Here is a 21,825-nt window from a genome sequence, read left to right as displayed (position 1 = left end):
CGGCTAGGATTGATTTTTGCAGTAGACTTGAAACATTGGTGTTGATTTTTTTATTATCCGATTAACGATTCTTTTTAAGGGCTTAACTCCCTGATTCTATGAAACATCGCTACTCATACTACATCCGTATGTATTGAACCTGCGAAAAAAATGGATGCCATTTAATTTTCATTTGTAATTTTATGACGACGATGCCCGAAATTATGTCAGATACACAACTCCAAGGGTATACAGACGAACAAAAGTACCAGGTCTTCAACAAGGAGTTCATGCCCCACATCGACTCCATGTACAACTTTGCCTTTCGCCTGACGATGGACGAAGATGACGCGAACGATCTGGTGCAGGATACCTATTTAAAAGCTTTCCGCTTTATCTCATCATTCGAACAGGGAACTAACGCGAAAGCGTGGTTGTTCCGCATTCTGAAGAACAGCTTCATCAACGATTACCGCAAGAAAAGTAAGGAACCGGCGAAAGTTGATTACCAGGATGTAGAGACAACCTACAATTCCGATGAAGCATCAGAAACCGAGCACACCACGGATCTGAGGTTCGAAACAGTGCAGGATATGATTGGCGATGAGGTGGCCTCGGCTCTCAACTCGCTGCCGGTCGATTTCCGAACGGTTATTATTCTCTGTGACATCGAAGGATTCACGTATGAGGAAATGGCCAAGATTCTGGACATTCCAATCGGAACGGTTCGCTCACGGTTACACCGCGCCCGGAATCTGCTGAAAGACAAGCTGAAAGAATACGCAGCTTCGATGGGGTACAACAAAAATGATGACTAACTGAAACTTTTTGGGATAGATACTTGGTTAATAGATTAGTTTCTATATTGTATAACAATTTCTGGAATAAATTAAATTTTTCCAATGTCAGGCACATTGCATTCATCGACTACGGTTGGTATGGAGGGTAGGCAAGCGACTACCCCCAAGAAAGAAAGCTGCGATCAACAGGCTAAATGCCTGAAACGGATTCAGTCGATTCTGGACGGGGGAGCCACCGATGAAGAAAAACAGTATTTCAAGGATCATATTGAAGTTTGCCAACCGTGCATCGATATGTATAACCTTGAAAAGTGTATCAAGGAAGCCCTTCAGGGCAAAGTTGAAAAAAAGTGCTGCCCCGAGAAGATTGCAGCCGCTATTCAGGCAGAAATCACTAAATAAGCGGTTTTGGAAGGCAAACTGATCATTTTTTCGGCACCCTCCGGTTCAGGTAAAACCACCATCGTCAGGCATTTACTCGCCACCAATTCGAATCTGGGTTTTTCGATTTCCGCCTGCACCCGCGACCGCCGGGGCCGCGCTGAACAAAACGGCAAAGACTACTACTTTCTGACTCCCGAAGATTTTAAGGAAAAAATTGACAACGACGAATTCGTCGAGTGGGAAGAGGTGTATGTGGGTGCGTTCTACGGAACACTGAAATCGGAGATCGAGCGCGTCTGGCGCAGCGGCAAACACGTCTTGTTCGACGTGGATGTACAGGGTGGTTTGAAACTTAAAAAATACTACGGCGACAAAGCGCTGGCGGTTTTTGTGAAAGTACCGGACGAAGAAACCCTGCAACGTCGTTTGCTCGATCGTGGCACCGAAACCGAGGATAGTCTCTCGAAACGCTTATTCAAGGTTCACTTCGAAATGAGCTTTCAGGACCAGTTCGACGTTATTCTGGTCAACGACGAACTGGAAAGCACCCTGAAAAAAGCGCAGAAACTGACGGACGATTTCCTACAAAAGGACATCATTCCGACAAAGGCAACCGTCGTATAACCGGGTAGTTGGCCTGAAACCGTTGCGCTTATGAAAATCGGCTTGTTTTTTGGCTCCTTCAACCCGGTTCACGTTGGTCATCTGATTATTGCCAATACGATGGCTACCACCACCGATCTGGAGCAGGTCTGGTTTGTGGTTTCTCCGCAAAACCCGTTCAAAAAGAATAAAAGCCTGCTCCACGAGTTCGACCGGATCGATCTGGTGGAACGGGCCATTGCCGATAATTCAAAACTGAAAGCGACGGACATCGAGTTTTCGATGCCCCGCCCCAGTTATACGATCGATACGCTCACCCGCCTTCAGGAAAAATACCCGCAGCACCAGTTCAGGCTTATCATTGGCGGTGACAATCTGGCACAGTTTCCCAACTGGAAGAACTACGAAAAAATTCTGGAGTATTTCGGGCTTTACGTCTATCCGCGACCCAAAAGCGAACCCAGTCCGCTGGAGCAACACCCCAACGTCCGGTTCGTGGAGGCTCCTTTGCTGGATATTTCCGCGACATTTATCCGCGATTGTCTCAAAAATAACCGCTCCATTCGCTACCTCGTGCCGGATGTAGTTGGGGAGATCATTGAGCGGAAGAAATTTTATCTGTAAGCCCGTCAAACGCCCGCGGTTTACTTTTTGATTTCCTCAATCAGCACCGGCCAGAGGTTGTGCCGGAATTTCTTCCGAAACACGCCGGTGTGCCCCACCTTTTCCTGCGTGAATTCCCGGACCGCCAGCTTTCGGATCCGCTGCGGTGCATTCGGGAAAAATGTTAACATCAACGGCACGGTTTTGTCATTGGCGATAAAATCGTCGCTCATGTAGACGGATGTGATCGGTGTGGTAAACTGCGAAAACTGATCGGCTTGCAACGCCTGTTTTAACGACGCCCGAAAGTAGGTTTTGTTTAGGCACCAGGATCGCCATTCCTTCATCATATTACGCGGGAGGTTTTCGCCCCAGCCGATTTTCGTCATCACGCCATAGCCGTACAGTTTGACCATTAAGGGGCCAATAAAATACCAGAGTCCCCAGATCAGCCAGTTCATCGGAAACGGAAAATACCGCCAGTATCCCAACGCCGAATTGATTGAAATGACTTTTCTGATGTGGTGCGGTTTTTCCAGAAAACCGATCAACTGGGCGCCAACGCTGTGCCCCAGCCAGATAATATCCGTCAGGCCTTTTCCTTCCACCAGGTAATTAAGAACCGCATTCATGTCTTTGGTTCCCCATTCGTGCATATACGCATCCATTTTACGCAGGTCGTCCGGGGCCGATCCGCCGATTCCCCGGTAATCATACAGCAAAACCGTATACCCCTGACCAACGAGAAAAAACGCAAAATGCAGGTAGAATTCTTTTCGAACTCCGGTAGCCGAGCTGATGACAATAGTGCCCACGCTTTTAGTGGAAGGAGCGGCATAAAGCGCACTCAGTTGATAGCCATCGGAGGCTGTAATAACTATTTTTTCCATAAGTAGATGTTGTTGAATAGAACAGAATGTTAAATCCCGGCAAAGGTGGGATTTAGTGGCTCGCCCTGCTGAGACGCATGTTGCATTTTAGGATACTTTTGATGTATGGCGATTGCAGACCGGAGATGAGTTTGAAAAACCGGGATGAAACTTCAAAAGTCAGAAATAGAACTTATAAGCATTGCCCAAAATCCAGCCGGTGGCGATTGTGCAACAACCCTGATTTGGGTACTGAATTAACCCACATTTTCGTTTTATATTTGCACAAGCAGGGACGGATATTTTCGATTCCTGCTTTTTACTTTGTCATTTTCTTCACAACAACTCAATGAAATATTCGATTTGTAGTGCCGGTTTTCTGTTGCTTGCGCAGCTGGCCACGGCCCAAACCGCCACCGATTACGCCAATACCATTCAGGCAGCGGATCTCGAGAAGCACCTGCGCGTGCTGGCTGCGGACGATATGGAAGGTCGTGAAACCGGGAAAGCCGGCCAGCGAAAAGCCGCCGATTACATCGCCAAACAGTTCGCTGCCGAAAAGCTACAGCCCATTGTCAAAACCGAAGACGGCAAAACCGGGTATTTCCAGCCGTTCACGCTGTACCAGAAGACCTGGGGTGATTTTTACGTCAAAGCCGGGGACAAAACATACACCTATCCGAAGGATTTCATTGTCAACGGGTTGTTTGGCGTGATGCAGGAAGCATCGTTCGAAACCATTTTTGTGGGCTACGGTATTATGACCGACACTTACAATGACTACGCGAAGGTGAATGTACAGGGAAAAGCAGTGGTCATTCTGGAAGGTGAACCCAAAAAAGCCAATGGCAACTACCTGATTACCAACTCCGACAAGCCTTCGGAATGGAGCAGCGAAGAAAACCTGCGGAAAAAAGTGACGATTGCGAAAGACAAGGGCGCCGAGCAAATCTTTATTGTTTCGGCCGAATCGCCGGAAGCCTACCGCCGGTTGGTAGCCGAACGTACGGCCTTGATGGGGCGGTTTAACCGGCTGAGTCTCAAACCGGCAATGGAGAAAATCGGGGCCGTCGGTACGTTCCTGATTCCGCAGGAAATGGGCGCGGAACTGCTCAATACGACTCCCGCCAAATGGCAGGCTGCGGTTGCCAAAATCAGCAAAACCGGCAAGGCAAATTCGGGCGCGCTGAAAGGAAAAATCAGTCTGAAAGCCGAACGGAAAGATGTGTTGCTCGAAAGCAGCAACGTAGCCGGTTTTCTGGAAGGAACCGACAAAAAAGACGAAGTGATCGTGGTTTCGGCGCATTATGACCACATTGGCGTCAACCCGGATGGCCAGGTGAACAACGGCGCCAACGACGACGGCTCCGGAACGGTATCGGTGATTGAAATTGCACAGGCGTTTGCCAAAGCCAAAGCCGAAGGTCACGGCCCACGCCGGAGCCTGCTGTTCCTGACGGTTTCGGGGGAAGAAAAAGGCTTGCTGGGCTCGCAATATTACACCGACATGAGCCCGGTTTTGCCACTCGATAAAACCGTCTGCGACCTGAACATCGACATGGTGGGCCGCGTCGACGACCTGCACGAAGGGAAATCCGACAACTACATTTACGTCATTGGTTCCGATAAACTATCGTCGGAACTGCACCAGATCAGCGAAGACGCCAACCGGAAATACACGGCGCTGGAACTGGATTACAAGTACAACGAACCCAGCGATCCGCAGCGAATTTATTACCGCTCCGACCACTACAATTTCGCCAAGCATAAAATTCCCATCATTTTTTACTTCAATGGCCTCCACGCCGACTACCACCGGCCCGGCGACGACGTTGAGAAAATCAATTTCAAGCTGGCCGAAAAATCCGCCCGTCTGGTGTTTTACACCGCCTGGGAAATTGCGAACCGGGATAACAAGCTGGTCGTGGATAGTAACAAACCGTAATAACCGTCTTGAACCGGGATTCCGCGGATTAAAGGATTAACAGTCTTGAACCGCCGGGCGGCCCCGTGGGATTACGCAGATTAAGGGATTAACAGAATATATAGAGATTAAAAGATTGCGTAGCCTATCCTCTTAATCCTTTAATCTGTGAAATCCCGCGGGGCCGCCCGGCGGTTCAAGACGGTTTTAATTCCCCCCCGAAAGCTTGGCCGGTTTGGGCGGCATGCCCGGTTGGGTGATTTCGAAGTTTTCTTTCTGTTTGGCCTCGACGACAATCTTCCGGACGTCGGCCAGGAGTTGTTTGGCATCGTAGACAATACCGTCTTTCACGGTGTACTTCACCCCTCCTACCCGCGTCACTTCGTTCTTCTCGTTCAAGTGAATCGCGCCGGTGCCGTACAACACTTTCAGATTCGCCAGCGGATTTTCTTCCGTAATCACAAAATCAGCGAACTTCCCGACTTCCACTGAACCAATCTGATCGGCCATGCCGAGGGCTTCCGCGCCTTTCAGCGTGGCCGCCCGGATCACTTCCAGCGGGTGAAAACCGGCTTCGCGCAGCAGTTCCAGCTCGCGGATGTAGGCAAAACCATATAACTGGTAAATAAAGCCTGAGTCCGAACCCGTCGTGACGCGGCCACCCCGGTTTTTGTATTCGTTCACAAACGCCATCCAGAGCTGGTAATTGCGCTTCCAGGTCACTTCCTGTTCCGTGCCCCAGTTGTGCCAGTAGGAACCGTGCGAAATCCGGCTCGGTCCGTAAAACCGCCAGAGTGCCGGAAGCGTGTATTCATCGTGCCATTCCGACCGGCGGGCCAGCATCAGCTCGCGGTTGGCTTCGTAAATATTGAAGGTCGGATCGATCGTAAAATCCAGCGCAATCAGCTCGTCCATCACTTTATTCCACTTTTCTGTACCCGGTTTGGCGGCTTGCAGCCAGAGTTTTCCGGCTTCCTCGAAACGGTTTTGTTCGTTGTTGTAATTATAATCCGCCGGATACGACTGAATGGTTTTGTCTTCAAACAGCGCTTCGGGTAAACCGTACCAGTGTTCCATCGACGTCAGCCCGGCTTTGGCCGTCGCCAGTGCGTTCATGCGGGCTACTTCCAGTTGAGCATGGTGACAGGCCGAACGCAGGCCCAGTTTTTTGTTTTCGTCCAGAGCCGCCCGAAAAACCGCCGGTTCGGCCCCGAAAAACTTGATGCCGTCGGCGCCCTTCTTCGCATTTTCGCGCACCCAGGCCCGGGCCTGCTCCGGCGTTGTGATGGGTTCTTTTGCGCCCTGTCCGAACGAGGTATACGCTTTAATGCGGGGAGCGGTTATTTCGTTGCGTTCGCTTTTGCCCCGATGTTCCAGCACCCAATCCAGACCGTTGCCCGCCGACGGGTCGCGAATGGTGGTAATACCGTGACCCAGCCAGAGTTTAAAAACGTATTCCGAGGGCGTTCCCTGTGCTTTGCCACCGATGTGGCCGTGCATATCAACAAAACCGGGCATCAGATACATGCCTTCGCAGTTCAGTTCCTTGTCACCAGGATTCAGTGGGGGGCGGTTTTTGGCATCGATCGGAACGCCGGGATGACCGACCTGCCGGATCTGGGCGATGCGGTTTTTCTCCACCACAATGTCTACCGGCCCGATCGGGGGCGCTCCGGTGCTGTTGATGAGCGTAACGCCCCGGATAATAAGTCGTTTGTGCGGGCCGTCGCCTTCGTTGCGCGCGGGAGCGTTCGTGATCTGGGCCGACACCCGGACCGCAAACGAAATAACGACAAGAACGAGGATACTAAACCGGGTAAAAACAAGGTTCATACCGTAAGAGAAGGTTTGTTGATCAGCATATTAAGCAAGATACAGAGTTTGTTGGTACATTTGATTTTCCGGAATACGGTTTTAAATCGAGATCGATAAAAGCACTGATTCGGATAATTATTGAAAGAGAAAATACAAATTATTCCGGATCGACACGCCAGCGCCAAACAACTCACTGTGGGGAAAGTTTTACAAATACCGCTGTCGTCGTTTCGGCAACCGGAAATCTGATGATTATTAAGCAACTATGAGAAAAATAGTTTTTAGCTGCGTTCTGCTCCTGACTCTCGCGGCCTGTTCGTCTGATTCGGGAAAAGAAGGCGATCCGAAAACGGCCAAAACCGAGCCCATCTATACGCTGATTTTTTTGGATAAATCCGTCAGCGTCAATGCCAACAAAGCATTTGTTGCGCAGAAATACCAGGGAGCGGTCAACGAGATTATCGAACAGAATGTCAAGAACAAAGGCGATAAACTGGACGTTTATTTCATCCACGAAAATACGTCAAAGGCCCGCGCGCTCTCAGTAACGACGCGCTCGGAAATGGAAGACATCAGCAGCGCCAACGCCACCGACCGCGAAGCCGCCCAAACCAGTTTCGATTTATCGCTGGGCCGCGAAAAAACCGCCATCCGTCAGCGCGTGTTGCAGCAACTGGCAGCTCCCAATCCGTCGTCGTCGAGCAAGGAAACCGATATCTGGGCCAGTTTGCCGGTAATTGCCAAAGCCAACGAAACCGGTGCGACGGTGAAGGTGTATTACCTGAGCGACATGGTGGAAAGTGTCTACCGCGCCGGGCGCCGGGATTTCCATAAAACACCCCCCAAAGACAACGCACAGGCGGAGGAATGGGCCAAAGCCGACGCCGGTCAGTTGAAGCAGTACACCATTGGCAGCCCCGATATTTCGATGATTTTACCGTTTGCGCCCAATGCATCGGTCAAAGAAAACAATCCGGCGGTGACGCAATACTGGCAGACGTTATTTCAGGAATTGGGAGCGGGAAATGTGGAGGAACAGTAACATCAGGCTTTGGTATTGAACGAATTGACAAAAACCGCTATTTCATCGACATCAAATATAAAGTCAATCGGGGCATTTAAAATGGCTTGCTGGGGCATAAAACTGGATTGAGCGGTTTCCGGTTTTTGGGCAACAATAATTCCACCGTTTTTTTTGACGGCATTCAATCCCGCCGTTCCGTCGGCATTCGCGCCCGACAACAGAATTCCGACCAGGGAAGAACCGTAGACATCGGCCGCCGATTCGAAGGTAACGTCGAGGGAAGGTCGGCTATAATTGATTTTTTCCGAATCGTCCAGCGCAAACACTTCTTCTTTTTCGATTAACAGATGGTAATCGGCGGGGGCCAGGTAAATTGCTCCCGGTTTGGCCGCATCTTTGTCTTCCACCTCCCGAATCGGCAGGCTGGTTTTAAGCGCCAGCAGATTAACCAGCGATGAATCGGTCGAATTTTTTCGGTGCAGGACAATAATTACCGCAAACGACAAAGGCGAAGATAAAGCCGGAAGTAGTTTTAACAACACTTCAATACTACCCGCAGAACCGCCAATAACGACAGCTTTACAAGTATTTTTCAGCTTATTTTCCGCCATATTTTTTCCTTATTTAATTGCTTATACCCGGGTTTAATGGAGGAGAAATTCAGTGTTTCTTTTGAGCCCAATGCCAGATAACCGAGTGTACCGATACTTTCATCGAATAAATTCAGGACTCGTTCCTGTAAATATTTATCGAAATAGATCAAGACATTCCGGCACAAAATAAGATCGAACTCGTTGAAAGAGCGATCAGAAACTAAATTATGGGTCGAAAAAATCATGCGTTCGGCCAATAGTTCTTCAAATTTAGCCTGTCCGTATTGGGCGGTATAATACGCCGAAAAATCATTCTTTCCCCCCGATTCAATATAGTTCTCTGAATATTGTTTCATCTGCAGCAATGGAAAGATTCCTTTCCGCGCTTTTTCAAGTACTTCCGGATTTAAATCGGTGGCATACAGCAAGGATTTATGGAGTAGCCCCGCTTCTTTCAGCAGGATCGCCATTGAAAACACTTCCTCGCCAGTTGAACATCCGGCATGCCAGATTCGAATGAAAGGTTTGGCCGATAGCGTCGGAATTACTTCGGTTCGTAAAGCTTTGTAAAATTGCGGGTCGCGGTACATTTCCGTAACGGTTACGGTAAGCCCTTCAATGACCCGTTTGATGTAGTTTGCGTCCGATTTAAGCCGGTACCGAAACTCGGCAAAACTTGGAAATTTATCCAGAATAAATAATCGGCTAATTCGTCGCTTCAACGACGCTTTCGCGTAATTGGTGAAGTCATACCCGTATAATTCAAACAGGTCGTTTAATACCAGGTCGACCTCCGTATCTTCTATCATCACCAATGCATTAAATACGCGATAGCAACTGCAACAGACGATCGACATCGACCGGTTTTGAAATATAATCCGTCGCACCGGCCTGCAAACATTTTTCCCGGTCGCCGACCATCGCCTGTGCCGTCACGGCAAAAATTGGCGTATGAACACGCTTTGTAATGTTTTTTATGTGCGGAATGGCCCCATACCCGTCCATTTCGGGCATCATCATGTCGATCAGAACGGCATCTACCACCTCATCGGTTTTCAGTAACTCCAGCGCATCCCGCGCGCTCGTGCACGAAATACATTCGAACGACCGCGCCCGTAAGGTAGCGCTCAGGGCAAAAATATTACGGGCATCGTCGTCAATAATCAAAATTCTTTTTTTACCCATTGTGCTGGTTTAATTGCGTTGATCAGATTGGTTATATGTACGAATTAAACGCAAAAATCAGGAACGTTCATAGAGCCAGACCCGCAATAAAGACATCAGTTGATCAATGTCAACAGGCTTGGTAATGTAATCGGATGCGCCCGCCTGAATGCATTTTTCCCGGTCGCCCGTCATCGCTTTTGCGGTAACGGCAATAACCGGCAAATTCCTCCATTGGTGATTTTCCCGGATTTTTTTAGCAGTTTCGTAGCCATCCATCTGCGGCATCATCATGTCCAGTAAAACCACATCGATATTCGGATTTTCCTGAAGTTTCTGATATGCTTCTTTCCCATCCAAGGCCGTAACGACGTTCATTTTATACGTTTCCAGGGCCTTCGAAAGTGAGAAAATATTCCGAACGTCGTCATCGGCAACCAACACGGTTTTATTCGCCAGTACCTGACTCAAGGCGCCCAGTTTTTTGAAATCATTGCTGGTCGTACCGGTTTTCTTGTTGTCTTCGACCAAATGGAGGAAAAGCGACACTTCATCCAACATACGCTGGTAGGAATGAGCGGTTTTGATAATGATCGAATCGGCGTATTTCTTAATTTTTAATTCTTCGGCCAGCGAAAGACTTTTGCCGGTAAAAATGATAATCGGCAGGTTTTCCAGACCCGGATTTTTTTTGGCTTCTTCCAGTATTTCGTAGGCTTTGGGATCCGGAATACCCATGTCTAAAATAACGCAATCGATTTCCTCTTTCTGCAATGCATTCACCCCTTCCGGCACGTTGCTTTTCAGTTCGGAATGAATGTTGAACGTCTCCAGAAAATACGCCAGGGCTTTGGCGTGTTTGGGATTATCTTCAATAATCAGCACTTTCTTACTCGTCCGATTCAAAACGTATTCAATCTTTTTAAAGACTTCCTGCATCTGCTCGAATGCGACCGGTTTATCCACGAAATCGACCGCTCCTTTCAGCAAACTTTCATTTTTTAATTTGTGCGACGACATAATGTGTACCGGAATAGGCCGGGTTTGCGGATCGGCTTTTAGGGCGTCCATCACCTGCCATCCACTCATGATTGGTAATTGAATGTCCAGTAAAATCCCGAGCGGTTTATAGATTCCGGCCAGTTTGAGCCCTTCATCACCCCGAACGGCAACAATGCCTTTGTACCCTTTCTGCCGGGAATAATCCAGCAGCGATTTGGCAAAATTGGTGTCGTCTTCAATAATCAGGATCGTTTTGTCGCGCTCCGTAATCGCATTCCGGTCGTCCGGAATACTTTCCGGAATGGTTGTGCTGATGTATTGATCCGGTCCGGTAACCTCGGTGACAGCTGCGGGCTCGGGGCTCCGGTTCACATATTGAGTGGTTTTCCCCGGCAAATTAGCCGCGGGCAAACTGCTCGTGGGAATGGTTACCGTAAACTCGCTCCCTTCGTTGACTTTGCTAAAAAGTACAATTTCGCCACCCAGCAGCTTTGTCAATTCCCGGCTAATGGACAAGCCTAAACCGGTGCCGCCATACTTCCGTTTGGTTGAGCCGTCGGCCTGCTGAAAAGCCTCAAAAATAAGTTGCTGTTTTTCCGGCGGTATGCCAATGCCGGTATCTTTCACGATAAAGCTGAGCATTGAATCCGCATTTTCGGGCCGTTTTATGGTCAATGTTACGCTCCCTTTCGACGTGAATTTCAATGCATTGGAAATCAAATTCTTCAAAACTTGTCCCAACCGCATCTTATCGGTTTCAATCACTGCCGGCACGTCCTTCTCAACAATTACGTTAAAATCCAGCCCTTTATCTTTCGCCAGTGGCGCAAACAAAGACTGAACCTCATCGGTTATTTCGGGAAGTGCTACGTCCAGGTACTCCAGCTTCATCTGACCGGCTTCAATCTTGGAAAGATCCAGAATTTCATCAATCAACCCGAGCAAGCCGTTCCCGGACGACTGAATCACTTTGGCGTAATCGATCTGATCGCCCGACAGATTTTCTTCGTTGTTTTCGGCCAGCAACCGGCTCAGCAACAGAATCGAATTGAGGGGCGTCCGCAATTCGTGTGACATATTAGCCAGAAATTCGGATTTATACCGGGTCGTCAGTTCCAGTTCTTCCGCTTTCCGTTGAATTTCCTCGTTCTTTTCTTCCAGCAAAACGCTGCGTTCTTCGAGTTCCGAATTGGTTTGCTGCAATTCTTCCTGCTGCACCCGCAACTCTTCCTCTGACGCCTGTAGTTTCAGCGACTGCGCTTCCAGCTCCGCATTCACATTTTCCAGCTCGTTGTGCTGGGCCTGCAACTCTTCCGATTGCGCCTGGGTTTCTTCCAGGAAATTCTGAAGTTTCACGTAATCCAAAGCAGCATTGACGCCAATGGCAATGGTTTCGAGGTTGGCTTCCAGAAACTCGATTTCCAGCGGTTCGGGTTTCTTCAAAAAACCGATTTCAATGACTCCAATGCACGTGCGGGCATACACCAGCGGCACAATAATCAGGGCTACGGGCGGAGTATGTCCTAACGACGAATTGACGTTCAGGTAATTGGCGGGCAGGTTATCAACCAGAAGCGGCTTTCTGCTTTTAATAACCTCGCCAACCAGTCCTTCGCCGATTTTAACCGTAGTCGGTGCGTCGGTTGCTGCATAACTTCCCGCCAGTTTAAAACTCGAATCGCTATCGATAATGTAAACCGTTCCCAAAGGCGCATTGATGTAACTGGTTAACGTCTCAATCAGGTTGTCGGCGAGTTTTTCCAGATCCCGCTCCCCCCGAATGGCTTCGTTTAAGTTAACCGTGCCGGTTTGCAGCCAGTTTTTATTATTTAAATCGGTAAAAGTGGTTTCCAGCGACGTCGCCATCGTGTTCAATGCCCGGGCAATTCGACCCAGTTCATCGTCTTTGTTATCTTCACTTCGGATGGCGTAATTTCCTTCGGCAATGTCGGACGTTATGTCCTCCATGACGGTAATTCTTGCAGCGGTTTCGCGGTATTTTTCTTCGGCTAATTTTTGCTTGGCAAGTCGATCGTCGAGGTCTTTTTTAATCCGTAAATAAGCGCTGGCGGTAATCAATACCGATATAAATGCTGCTATAACGAGCAGATAGGGCGTATACGTAATGTAAATTTGCTGCTGCTCAATCCGCCTGTTCAGTAAGGCATTTTCATCCATTTTAATTTGGTTGATCAAGGATCGAAGATCGTCCATAATCTTCTTTCCCCGTATCATTTCACTCTGCCGCGAAATCGTATCATTGACAAAGTACTTATTTCGTTTTGCCATGTCGATAATGCGTTGCATCTGGACAAACTTCGCATCAAATAATGTCTTGGCTTCCGAAAGGCTCTTTTGCTGAATGCGATTATCAGCTGTCATATTTCTGACGGAATTATAACTGGCCTGTACTTTTTCATAGGCCCCATTATAAGGCTGTAGGAAAAGCGGATCGAGCGTAATGATAAATCCACGCTGGCCGGTTTCTGCATCTTTGACATACGATATAATGTTCTCCGCTTCGATCAATACCTGATTGGTATGATTTACTAACTGAGAATTGCTGATCAGTTTCTGGGTGCTGTAAAAAGAAGCCACCAAACTGAGCAACAGCAACAATATGGAAAAGGAAAAGACAATCTGTAATTGTCGGATAACGGAATTATTAGTCGATTGCGGCATACCTTCGCGCTTATGAACCCGGTCTTTTTATTCGTTTATCTGGTGAATCGGCAAAATCAATATAAATTGGCTACCTTCATTGACCTGACTTCTGGCAGAAATAATTCCATTGTGTTTATCCATATTTTTCTTGGCAATAGCCAGACCAATGCCGGTCCCTTCGTAACTCGCCCGGTCGGTTAAACGCTGGAAGATGACAAAAATACGATCCATGAATTTTTCGTCGAATCCAATCCCGTTGTCACTCACCACAATACGATAAAAACCGCCATCCGGATTCCGTTCGCTATCCACGTTTTTTTCGGCAATACGCTCAGACGTGATGCGAATAACGGGTGGGATATCTTTTTTAGAAAACTTCAGTGCATTGCTGAGCAGGTTCTGAAAAACCTGCCGGATGCGCCCGGGTACGGTATCGATCACCGGCAATTGGTCGATCGTAACTACGGCTTTTTTGGCATGAATAATTTCGTCAAAATCAACCAGAATTTCGTTGAGCAAATGGCTCAAATTAGTCGGCTGAAATAAAGCCGGGGTCGATAACTGGGCATACGACAACAAATCATTGATCAAACCGGACATCCTGGCCGATGAATTAATGGACCGATCGAGGTAGCTTATTGCTTCTGAATTTCCGGATAAATACTTTTCTTTAATCAGGTCATTCAAAATCTGTATTTTCCGAAGCGGTTCTTTTAAATCGTGCGAAACAACCCAGGTAAATTGCTGAAGCTCATGGTTGCTTCGTTCCAGTTCCAGGTTTTTAACCAGGAGTTCTTTCGTTCGTAATTCAACTTTTTGCTCCAGCAGTTCGGCGGCTAATTTCTGCGGATGGATGTCCGTAAACGTACCAACCCAGCGCGCCGGTTTTCCCTGTTGAAAAATGGGTAATATGCGCAATAAATGGTATTTATAATCGCCCGTAGCGAGTTCTTTCAGCCGGATTTCCCGCGTAAACTCGATTCCATTTTTTAAATAAATATCCCAGTCTTCGCATACTTTTTTATCGTCGGGATGAGTTTGGGGAAAGGCGGTTTGGTCGCTGGAATAAAGAAACCAGTGTTCGTTGACATATTCGAGACCGCCATCCGGGCCGATGGTAAAGGCCATTTGCGGCAGCGACGCCAAAACCGACCGGAGTTCCTGCATGCGTCCGGCAATCTCTTCCTGCGCCTGTTTCCGCACTTCAATTTCTTTTTCGAGCGATTTCTGGGTTTCTTTTAATTCCTGCTGCTGCCGATATAACCGGTGCAGATTTTTTATTTTTAAAACCAGAATATCGGGATCGACCGGTTTGGTTAGATAATCAACTCCGCCCGACGTATAGCCTTTGGCAATGAATTTTTTCTCGGTATTAACCGCCGAAAGAAACATGATGGACGTGTCTTTGGCTTTGCTAAAACCGGCAATGGCATTGGCGACTTCAAAACCATCCATTCCGGGCATTTGCACATCCAGAATGATCACGGCATAGTTGGCTTTCAGGACTTTTTTTAAGGCCTCTTCGCCCGATTCGGCCGTATCAACCGTAAAATTATGTAACTCAAGGATTTTCTTTAGAGGAAGAATATTTTCCGGCCTGTCATCAACAATTAAAATCATACGCAATGCAGGTGTTTAAGGCTCCGAAAATGGCCGTTTGGGTGTTTCCGATCTTCTTTTCTAACGAAAATGTGAAGATAGGGCTACGAAGTGGGTGGTTCCAAATATCGAAGGGTCAGTAAATAAGTAATTATGAAATAAACGATCTCCGCAAACCCGAGTTTCAGGCTTTATCCGTAAAAATTCAGTAGAAATGCCATTTTTCCCCTCTTTCCCGGCAAAGCGGATCAATGTTTTTAAACCACTCCATTTCATGCAACACGTAATCCTTCTGCTCCTGTGCATTTCTTCTTTTGCCCTTGCTCAACAGCCGAATGAAACTCTTTTGCTTCGTACCGGCAAAATCTACGATTCGGAGAAACAGATTTTCCGACAAAACCAGGACATATTGATTGAAAATGGCGTCATCACGCAGGTTGGCAACAAGTTACGTAAACCGTCCGGTGCCCGGGTGATCGACCTCGGCCGTTGCACGGTAACACCCGGTTTGATGGACGCCCACACGCACCTGCTGATTCACCAGAAACAAACCCAAAACGGCCTGGCCGACGCGTCGAAAGTCCCCGCCGACGAACGCATCCGGCAGGGGTTGGGATTTGCGAAAGAAAACCTGGAAGCGGGTTTTACGACCGTGCGCGATGTGGGTAATTCGGGACAATACCTGGATGTCCGGCTGCAAAAGCTGCTCAACAGCGGGCAGGAACCCGGGCCGGATCTGCATGTTTCGGGGCCGATCATTAGTCCGCCGGGCGGTCAGTTTGGCAAACTTTTCCCCGCCGACAGTTTTGTGATCAATCAGGAATACCGGGTTGTCAGGGGCGTTCAAGATGCCGAAGCGGCTGTTATGGAACACGTTGCGCACGGCGTCAATGTCATTAAAGTGGCGATGAATACCGATAAACGCGTACTGGCTCCCGACGAAATTGCCGTAATTGTGAAAACCGCTCACCGCAACCAGCTTCCGGTAACGGCCCATGCCACCACCGACGAGTCGGCCCGTGATGCGGTGCTGGCGGGTGTGGATGGCATTGAACACGGCTACAGCCTTTCCGACAGCACATTAGCGTTGATGAGTCAGCGCGGAACGTATCTGGTTCCGACCGATATGTCCCGGCAAAACGCCCTGAAAATGGTGATTGGCATTGGTATGAAGGGCAAAGAAGGTGAGGAGTATGCGAACGGTTTTCTCAACAGCGTGCACGACCGGCTCAAACGGGCGGAGCAAAAGGGCGTTATGATTGTGGCAGGAGCCGATTTTTATACGGATATCACCACCATTGCGCGGGGCGCGGGTGCCGTCGACGTTTTGCTGGCTTATTTCGAAGCGGGAATGTCAGCTGCCAGGGTCCTGCAATATGCCACAGTCCATGCGGCCAAAGCGTTGAGAATCAGCGACCGCGTGGGAACCATCAAGAAAGGGATGAAAGCCGACTTAGCGGTTTTCAACGGGGATCTGGAAACCGATTTCGCCCGGAGTCTTTTTGATGTAAAACTGGTGATTAAGAATGGGAAGGTGTACGAACCGAAAGCCGGGAAGTAAGTCCGGTTATGCTCCACTCACCCGGTTTTCAACCTACTTGATGATCTTTTCTGCCTCGGTCAACCCGGCAGCCGCTACATCTGGGCTAGGGTTTCCAGTATGTGACATGGATAAATATACTGTGTAATAAGCTCCAATGAATGCATTCAGCAGCTGTTTATCCAGGGGAGAAAGCTGCTGTTTATACCAGTCAACGTCTTTCCGGTCTTTCCTTTTTTACCCAGAAAACCGTCTAAAGCGACCAGAACGCCCGCGTAAGCGGTATGGCCCGCCATCTTGACGTATTTCGTATCCTGATAATAACCGTCTTCTTTCCTGGCTTTCTCGCGCAGGATTTCTCTCGCATTATCAAGGTAATGTCGGGCTTCATATACGGTTTTCATAAGCAGGTAACGTTTAGCAGCGGGTTTGATTCATTTAACGAATCAAACCGTAATTAGTCACTGGCTACCAGTTACAAATCCGCGATCACCGTAATGCCGCCCTGCGTTTTCTCGCCAATCTTTACTTTCACTTCTGCATCCAGTGGCAGGAACAGGTCGACCCGCGAACCGAATTTGATGAAGCCCAACTCGTGGCCCTGCTGCACCTGCTGGCCTTCTTTGGCGTACCACACAATCCGGCGGGCGAGCGCCCCGGCAATCTGGCGGAGGAGAATTTCGGCTCCGGTTTTGGCCTTGACCACCACGGAAGTCCGTTCGTTTTCGGTGCTCGATTTCGGATGCCAGGCAACCAGGTATTTTCCGGGATAGTATTTGACGTAGTTGACGGTGCCGGTGACGGGATAAAAATTAATGTGGACGTTCAACGGCGACATGAAAATGGACACCTGCCGGCGCGGAGCTTTGAAATATTCCGGTTCGTTTACTTCCTCAATCACGACCACCGTGCCATCGCAGGGCGAAATGACGTGCTGATCGTTCAACGGCGTAGTTCGGCGCGGTTTCCGGAAAAATTGCAGAACCAAAAAGAACAGCACCAGACTGACAACGAGAATGAGCGTACTGGCCGTTTGGTTACCGGTGAACAGATAGAAGATGGATAAAAGATTGACTGCTAACAGAATAAGGGCTGTCCAGAACAAAATTTGATATCCTTCCTTGTGGATAGTCATACGAATGGAAAATCAGTTGCTTCTTCTAAAGATGGGTAGAGCGGTGAAGGTACGAAACAAAGTACATTGGCTCCAATTCGCGGGCGACATTCACTACGCCTAAAAACAAAGATTTCAGTCCACATTGGAAGAAAACCGCCTGAGTTTTCTCCTTTGTAGACTGAAATCCGTGCATTTTTACTCAATAACCGCCCCGGAATTTATAGGTGCTGGCCACTTTGTCGATGGCGACGATGTAAGCCGCCAGTCGCATCGAAACCTTGTATTTCTGGGACGTTTCGAAGACGCGGTCGAACGCGTCTTTCATGTTGCGGTCGGCCCGGCGATTGATCCGGTCGAGCGTCCATTTATACCCGATGCGGTTTTGAACCCACTCAAAATACGAAACCGTTACGCCCCCGGCGTTGGCCAGAATGTCCGGCACTACCATAATTCCTTTTTCGTTGATGATATCGTCGGCGCTGGCCGAAGTAGGGCCGTTGGCACCTTCCACGATCATTTTCGCCTGAATGGAATCGGCGTTTTCGGCCGTAATAACGTCTTCCTTAGCCGCCGGAACCAGCACATCGACCGGCAATGCCAGCAGTTCTTCGTTTGAAATGCGCTCGGCACCGTTGAAACCTTCCAGTGTCCCTTTGTTGGCGTTCCGGTAGGCCAGAGCCGCGCTGATGTCGATACCCCGATCGTTGTAATAACCGCCCGTCACGTCGCTGATCGCCATAACCGTAACACCGCGTTCGTGCAGCAGTTCAGCCGCAAACGAACCGACGTTGCCAAAACCCTGCACAGCCGCCGACGAGCGATACGGATTCATGCGGAGTTTGTCCATCGCCGACAGTGCCGCGACGGTAACACCCCGCCCCGTGGCCTCGGTGCGGCCCAGCGAACCACCCAGAACGAGCGGTTTTCCGGTCACGACGCCGTTGATGGTCATGCCCCGCGATTTCGAATATTCGTCCATGAGCCACGCCATCTCGCGCGGGCCGGTTCCCATATCCGGGGCCGGAATGTCGCGATCGGGGCCGAAAACGTCGAGCATGGCTACGGTATACGCCCGAATCAGGCGCTCAATTTCGCCGGCCGACATCTCGCGCGGGTTGCAGGCAATACCACCTTTGGCCCCGCCGTACGGAATGTCGACAACGGCGCATTTCCAGGTCATCCAGGCAGCTAAGGCCCGTACTTCGTCGAGCGTAACGGCCGGGTCGAGCCGGATGCCGCCTTTCGACGGCCCCAGAATGGTGGAGTGAATAACGCGGTGACCTTCAAAAACTTTGATCGATCCATTGTCCATCGTGATGGGCAAACCAACCATCACCTGCCGCGCCGGAACCTTCAGGATGTAGTACATTTCCTCGGTTACGCCCAGAAGCTGGGCTGCGGCATCGAACCGCGACATCATGGATTCAAGCGGATTCTCTTTATCTTTTATGGGGGCTGGTTCTATATAAGCCATAATACTATTTTTTTAGTTGGCAATCTGATGAAGCGCCATCGCAAAATTACCAAAAAAGACAACGATACTACTTATGAACTATTTTTTCGGGGATTAGTATAATTTCCGGTTTCAAAATCATGTATTACATCCGGTTTTTTATACCAAACAACGTCACAAACAAGCACTTATAACACCAAATAATGATTGGCATTTCCGGGTATTTGCCAACAACTATTTTTTGAACTTTTTTTTAAACGGTAGGTCTTATTGATTGAAAAAGAATCAATAGAGTTGTAATTTTGTTATTTCATCGACGGAAAATATTCACCCACTTAACTAGCTGATCAGTACTATGGTTCAGGAAGACAAGAAAAGGTACTCAGAGGAGGAGCTAAAGGAGTTCGAGGTGCTGATTAGCCAGAAGTTAGAAGCATCCCGGAACGAACTTAATTACATCAAGGAAACGCTTAGCAAGCGGAATGATAGCGGTACCGATAATACGTCGGGTACATCCAAACTGCTGGAAGATGGCGCCGATACCAGCGAGCGCGAAAACTTCAGTCAGCTGGCGGCCCGTCAGCAGAAGTTTATTCAGCAATTGGAAGCCGCTTTGGTTCGAATTAAAAATGGGACATACGGTATTTGTATCGATACCGGCAAGTTAATTCCGAAAGAACGGCTGCGGGCAGTTCCGCACACGCAGCAAACGATCGAAGCCAAACTCAAACGATCGTAAGGCGACACCTAGTCGTTTCCGGAAAATAGGCTTTTTTAATCTCCCGCTTCATCCATGAAGCGGGATTTTTTTTAGTATTGCGATGACTATTGGGTAGTTTCTCGTCCAATAAGATAAATAGAAGTAAAAAACTGGTTTGGTTAATAAACATTTTCCAAACAAAATGGGTCGTAATTGGTACTACTACAGCAGTCTTTACCGACAAACCGCTATGTTAGAACGACTAGAAGAAATCAGGGAAAGCATCTTCAAATACCTTGAAGCACGGATTGAATTATTTAAACTGGAAACCCGCAGCCAGGTTGAAAACATTGCGCTGAATGCCGTACACGGAATTGTGCTCGGATTTCTGGTAACCATCACGACCATCTTTTTATTTTCGTTGTTAGCCGCCTATCTCAACGAAGTGCTGGACAGCCGTTACCTGGGCTTCCTGATCGTGGCCGGTTTTTTCCTATTGCTGACCCTGATTTGGGCCTTCGCAAAAGGGCCGGTAGAAGGCATGCTTCGGAGGATGACCTACAACATACTGAAACATGCCCAGGAGAAGAAAGCCGAAGAACGGGCCGAAGCCATTCAGGATTTGATGACCCAAACGCGCGAGTCGTTGAACGAGAGTGGATCAATAAAGGAATAAATACCATAATTTTCCCTAGAATACGAACTAAGTAGTTCGCTTTATCATAAGTCAATCCATTTTTTTACTAATTTTAGAACGCTCATTTTATGGATACGAATGTGCCCTTTTCAGATACATCGGCCCGAAGGGCTGAGTTGATGGAAGCCACCGAGCAGTATAAAAGTTCGATTGAGACCAACGTCAAAGCCTTGAAAGAGGATGCCGCAGAAGTCGGTAAAACTGTGGCGTTGGTGGCGGGAGTTTGTTTAGCCGTCTACGTTGTTGCCAGTATTGTGATACCTAAGTCTGATAAATCGGACAGCAACTACGATGAAGACGACTATGAAGAGGTTGGTGAAAGCACCCGGGCGCACGCGCGACGGGCGGCTAAAGCCGCTGAAGAAGCTCCCGCACGGTCGGCAATCGGTGGTGCAATTACCGGGATCGTGACGTCAATTCTGACCAATCTGGCCCGGCAGCAGGTAACTGATTTTATTTCGCGTTTACGTCAGGATAATGCAACCACACACACACAGCCAGGACAATACCCGTAACCTGTTACTGAATACCCTGTATAACCGCAAGGAAACAGGGCGAAAATCATTTGCCGTCTTGCTCGATCCGGATAAAATCGAGCAAGAATCGTTTAAAGACCTGCTGATTCGGAGTGTTGAAAACCGGGTTGATTTCTTTTTCGTGGGCGGAAGTCTGATTACCAACTTCATTCTGCGGGAAGTCATTGAAACCATTCGGACGTATACGAATATTCCGACGATCCTTTTTCCCGGAAATAGTCTTCACATCGAGCCCAGCGCCGATGCAATTCTGTTGCTTTCCCTCATTTCGGGCCGGAATCCGGAGTTTTTGATCGGGCAGCACGTTATTGCCGCTCCGCTTTTAAAGAAAAGTGGGTTGGAGATTCTGCCGACGGGCTACATGCTCGTCGATAGCGGTGTACAAACAACGGTTTCATACATCAGCAATACCACCCCCCTTCCGTATGATAAACCGGGTGTGGCAGCCTGTACGGCCATGGCGGGCGAGATGCTCGGACTCAAATTGATTTACATGGATGCGGGCAGCGGAGCCCGGCGACCGGTTTCGCCGGAAATGATTGCCGCCGTTCGTTCGTGTGTCGATACGCCCATTGTGGTTGGCGGAGGTATTAATTCCGTGGAGCGGGCGCAAGCCGCCTTGCAGGCCGGTGCCGATGTCATTGTGGTTGGGAACGGAATCGAGAAAAATCCGGAATTATTACCCGAAATTGCCGCCGTTGTGCAGGAAGTAAACCGGCAACTGGCGTAACCGATACGGTATAACGAAAAAAGGCCGGA

20 protein-coding genes and 1 pseudogene are annotated in these 21,825 nt (G+C 48.7%); 11 read left to right on the top strand and 10 right to left on the bottom strand.

The window, feature by feature from the left end; all coding sequences use genetic code 11:
• Positions 1–182 precede the first annotated feature (182 nt).
• The 4 genes from EHT25_RS28085 (at position 183) to nadD (ending at position 2,390) form a co-directional block, all read left to right on the top strand.
• A complete protein-coding gene (locus tag EHT25_RS28085; RefSeq protein ID WP_114404520.1) occupies positions 183–797 on the top strand; it encodes a sigma-70 family RNA polymerase sigma factor in 615 nt (204 codons plus the stop codon).
• Between the two features lie 120 nt (positions 798–917).
• Positions 918–1,181, top strand: a complete 264-nt coding sequence (locus EHT25_RS28080; protein ID WP_124878747.1) for a hypothetical protein — start codon at positions 918–920, stop codon at positions 1,179–1,181.
• A gap of 6 nt (positions 1,182–1,187) precedes the next feature.
• Positions 1,188–1,787 (top strand): guanylate kinase, encoded by a 600-nt coding sequence (gene gmk / locus EHT25_RS28075; protein ID WP_124878746.1) that lies wholly within the window; start codon positions 1,188–1,190, stop codon positions 1,785–1,787.
• A 30-nt stretch (positions 1,788–1,817) separates the two neighbouring features.
• Positions 1,818–2,390 (top strand): nicotinate (nicotinamide) nucleotide adenylyltransferase, encoded by a 573-nt coding sequence (gene nadD / locus EHT25_RS28070; RefSeq protein ID WP_124878744.1) that lies wholly within the window; start codon positions 1,818–1,820, stop codon positions 2,388–2,390.
• 20 nt (positions 2,391–2,410) lie between these two features.
• Here the strand turns inward: nadD and EHT25_RS28065 are convergent, their stop codons facing one another.
• Complete coding sequence (locus tag EHT25_RS28065; protein WP_124878742.1) at positions 2,411–3,259, bottom strand: alpha/beta hydrolase family protein; 849 nt, start codon at positions 3,257–3,259, stop codon at positions 2,411–2,413.
• Between the two features lie 328 nt (positions 3,260–3,587).
• On the opposite strand from EHT25_RS28065, the gene EHT25_RS28060 reads away from it, so the two are divergent.
• On the top strand, positions 3,588–5,183 hold the full coding sequence (locus EHT25_RS28060) for a M28 family peptidase (RefSeq protein WP_124878740.1): 1,596 nt from the start codon (positions 3,588–3,590) through the stop codon (positions 5,181–5,183).
• A 186-nt stretch (positions 5,184–5,369) separates the two neighbouring features.
• On the opposite strand, the gene EHT25_RS28055 is transcribed toward EHT25_RS28060, so the two are convergent.
• Positions 5,370–6,995, bottom strand: coding sequence for an amidohydrolase family protein (locus EHT25_RS28055; RefSeq protein ID WP_124878738.1), 1,626 nt, complete (start codon positions 6,993–6,995; stop codon positions 5,370–5,372).
• Positions 6,996–7,242: 247 nt separating this feature from the next.
• On the opposite strand from EHT25_RS28055, the gene EHT25_RS28050 reads away from it, so the two are divergent.
• Complete coding sequence (locus tag EHT25_RS28050; RefSeq protein ID WP_124878736.1) at positions 7,243–8,019, top strand: hypothetical protein; 777 nt, start codon at positions 7,243–7,245, stop codon at positions 8,017–8,019.
• 2 nt (positions 8,020–8,021) lie between these two features.
• On the opposite strand, the gene EHT25_RS28045 is transcribed toward EHT25_RS28050, so the two are convergent.
• The 5 genes from EHT25_RS28045 to EHT25_RS28025 are packed head-to-tail and all read right to left on the bottom strand — an operon-like array spanning position 8,022 to position 15,044.
• Positions 8,022–8,612: a chemotaxis protein CheB gene (locus EHT25_RS28045; protein ID WP_124878734.1), complete on the bottom strand. Its 591-nt coding sequence runs from the start codon at positions 8,610–8,612 to the stop codon at positions 8,022–8,024.
• Complete coding sequence (locus tag EHT25_RS28040) at positions 8,594–9,403, bottom strand: CheR family methyltransferase (RefSeq protein ID WP_124878732.1); 810 nt, start codon at positions 9,401–9,403, stop codon at positions 8,594–8,596. Before EHT25_RS28040 ends, EHT25_RS28045 begins: the two co-directional genes overlap by 19 nt.
• Before the next feature lie 10 nt (positions 9,404–9,413).
• On the bottom strand, positions 9,414–9,779 hold the full coding sequence (locus EHT25_RS28035) for a response regulator (protein ID WP_124878730.1): 366 nt from the start codon (positions 9,777–9,779) through the stop codon (positions 9,414–9,416).
• Positions 9,780–9,836: 57 nt separating this feature from the next.
• Positions 9,837–13,442, bottom strand: a complete 3,606-nt coding sequence (locus EHT25_RS28030; RefSeq protein WP_124878728.1) for a response regulator — start codon at positions 13,440–13,442, stop codon at positions 9,837–9,839.
• Positions 13,443–13,469: 27 nt separating this feature from the next.
• Positions 13,470–15,044, bottom strand: coding sequence for a hybrid sensor histidine kinase/response regulator (locus tag EHT25_RS28025; protein WP_124878726.1), 1,575 nt, complete (start codon positions 15,042–15,044; stop codon positions 13,470–13,472).
• A 253-nt stretch (positions 15,045–15,297) separates the two neighbouring features.
• Between EHT25_RS28025 and EHT25_RS28020 the strand changes: the two genes are divergently transcribed.
• On the top strand, positions 15,298–16,584 hold the full coding sequence (locus tag EHT25_RS28020) for an amidohydrolase family protein (protein WP_124878725.1): 1,287 nt from the start codon (positions 15,298–15,300) through the stop codon (positions 16,582–16,584).
• 33 nt (positions 16,585–16,617) lie between these two features.
• Here EHT25_RS28020 and EHT25_RS28015 read toward each other — a convergent pair.
• The 3 genes and pseudogenes from EHT25_RS28015 to EHT25_RS28005 form a co-directional block, all read right to left on the bottom strand.
• A pseudogene (locus tag EHT25_RS28015) lies at positions 16,618–16,967 on the bottom strand (DUF5618 family protein).
• 71 nt (positions 16,968–17,038) lie between these two features.
• Entirely contained in the window at positions 17,039–17,698 is a 660-nt protein-coding gene (locus tag EHT25_RS28010; protein ID WP_124878723.1) for a phosphatidylserine decarboxylase family protein, read from the bottom strand.
• A 181-nt stretch (positions 17,699–17,879) separates the two neighbouring features.
• A complete protein-coding gene (locus EHT25_RS28005; RefSeq protein ID WP_185731513.1) occupies positions 17,880–19,154 on the bottom strand; it encodes a Glu/Leu/Phe/Val family dehydrogenase in 1,275 nt (424 codons plus the stop codon).
• A 334-nt stretch (positions 19,155–19,488) separates the two neighbouring features.
• On the opposite strand from EHT25_RS28005, the gene EHT25_RS28000 reads away from it, so the two are divergent.
• The 4 genes from EHT25_RS28000 to EHT25_RS27985 all read left to right on the top strand — a co-directional run bounded on the left by EHT25_RS28000 (position 19,489) and on the right by EHT25_RS27985 (position 21,796).
• On the top strand, positions 19,489–19,872 hold the full coding sequence (locus tag EHT25_RS28000; RefSeq protein ID WP_124878721.1) for a TraR/DksA family transcriptional regulator: 384 nt from the start codon (positions 19,489–19,491) through the stop codon (positions 19,870–19,872).
• 211 nt (positions 19,873–20,083) lie between these two features.
• Positions 20,084–20,509, top strand: coding sequence for a phage holin family protein (locus EHT25_RS27995; RefSeq protein ID WP_124878719.1), 426 nt, complete (start codon positions 20,084–20,086; stop codon positions 20,507–20,509).
• Positions 20,510–20,598: 89 nt separating this feature from the next.
• A complete protein-coding gene (locus EHT25_RS27990) occupies positions 20,599–21,045 on the top strand; it encodes a hypothetical protein (protein ID WP_124878717.1) in 447 nt (148 codons plus the stop codon).
• Complete coding sequence (locus tag EHT25_RS27985) at positions 21,008–21,796, top strand: phosphoglycerol geranylgeranyltransferase (protein ID WP_124878715.1); 789 nt, start codon at positions 21,008–21,010, stop codon at positions 21,794–21,796. The genes EHT25_RS27990 and EHT25_RS27985 overlap by 38 nt, the downstream gene beginning before the upstream one ends.
• Positions 21,797–21,825 lie beyond the last annotated feature (29 nt).

Source organism: Larkinella rosea (assembly GCF_003858635.1).
GTDB classification, from domain to species: domain Bacteria; phylum Bacteroidota; class Bacteroidia; order Cytophagales; family Spirosomataceae; genus Larkinella; species Larkinella rosea.
Note: the sequence above shows the minus strand (reverse complement) of the source record. Positions and strands in the feature narration are given on the sequence as shown.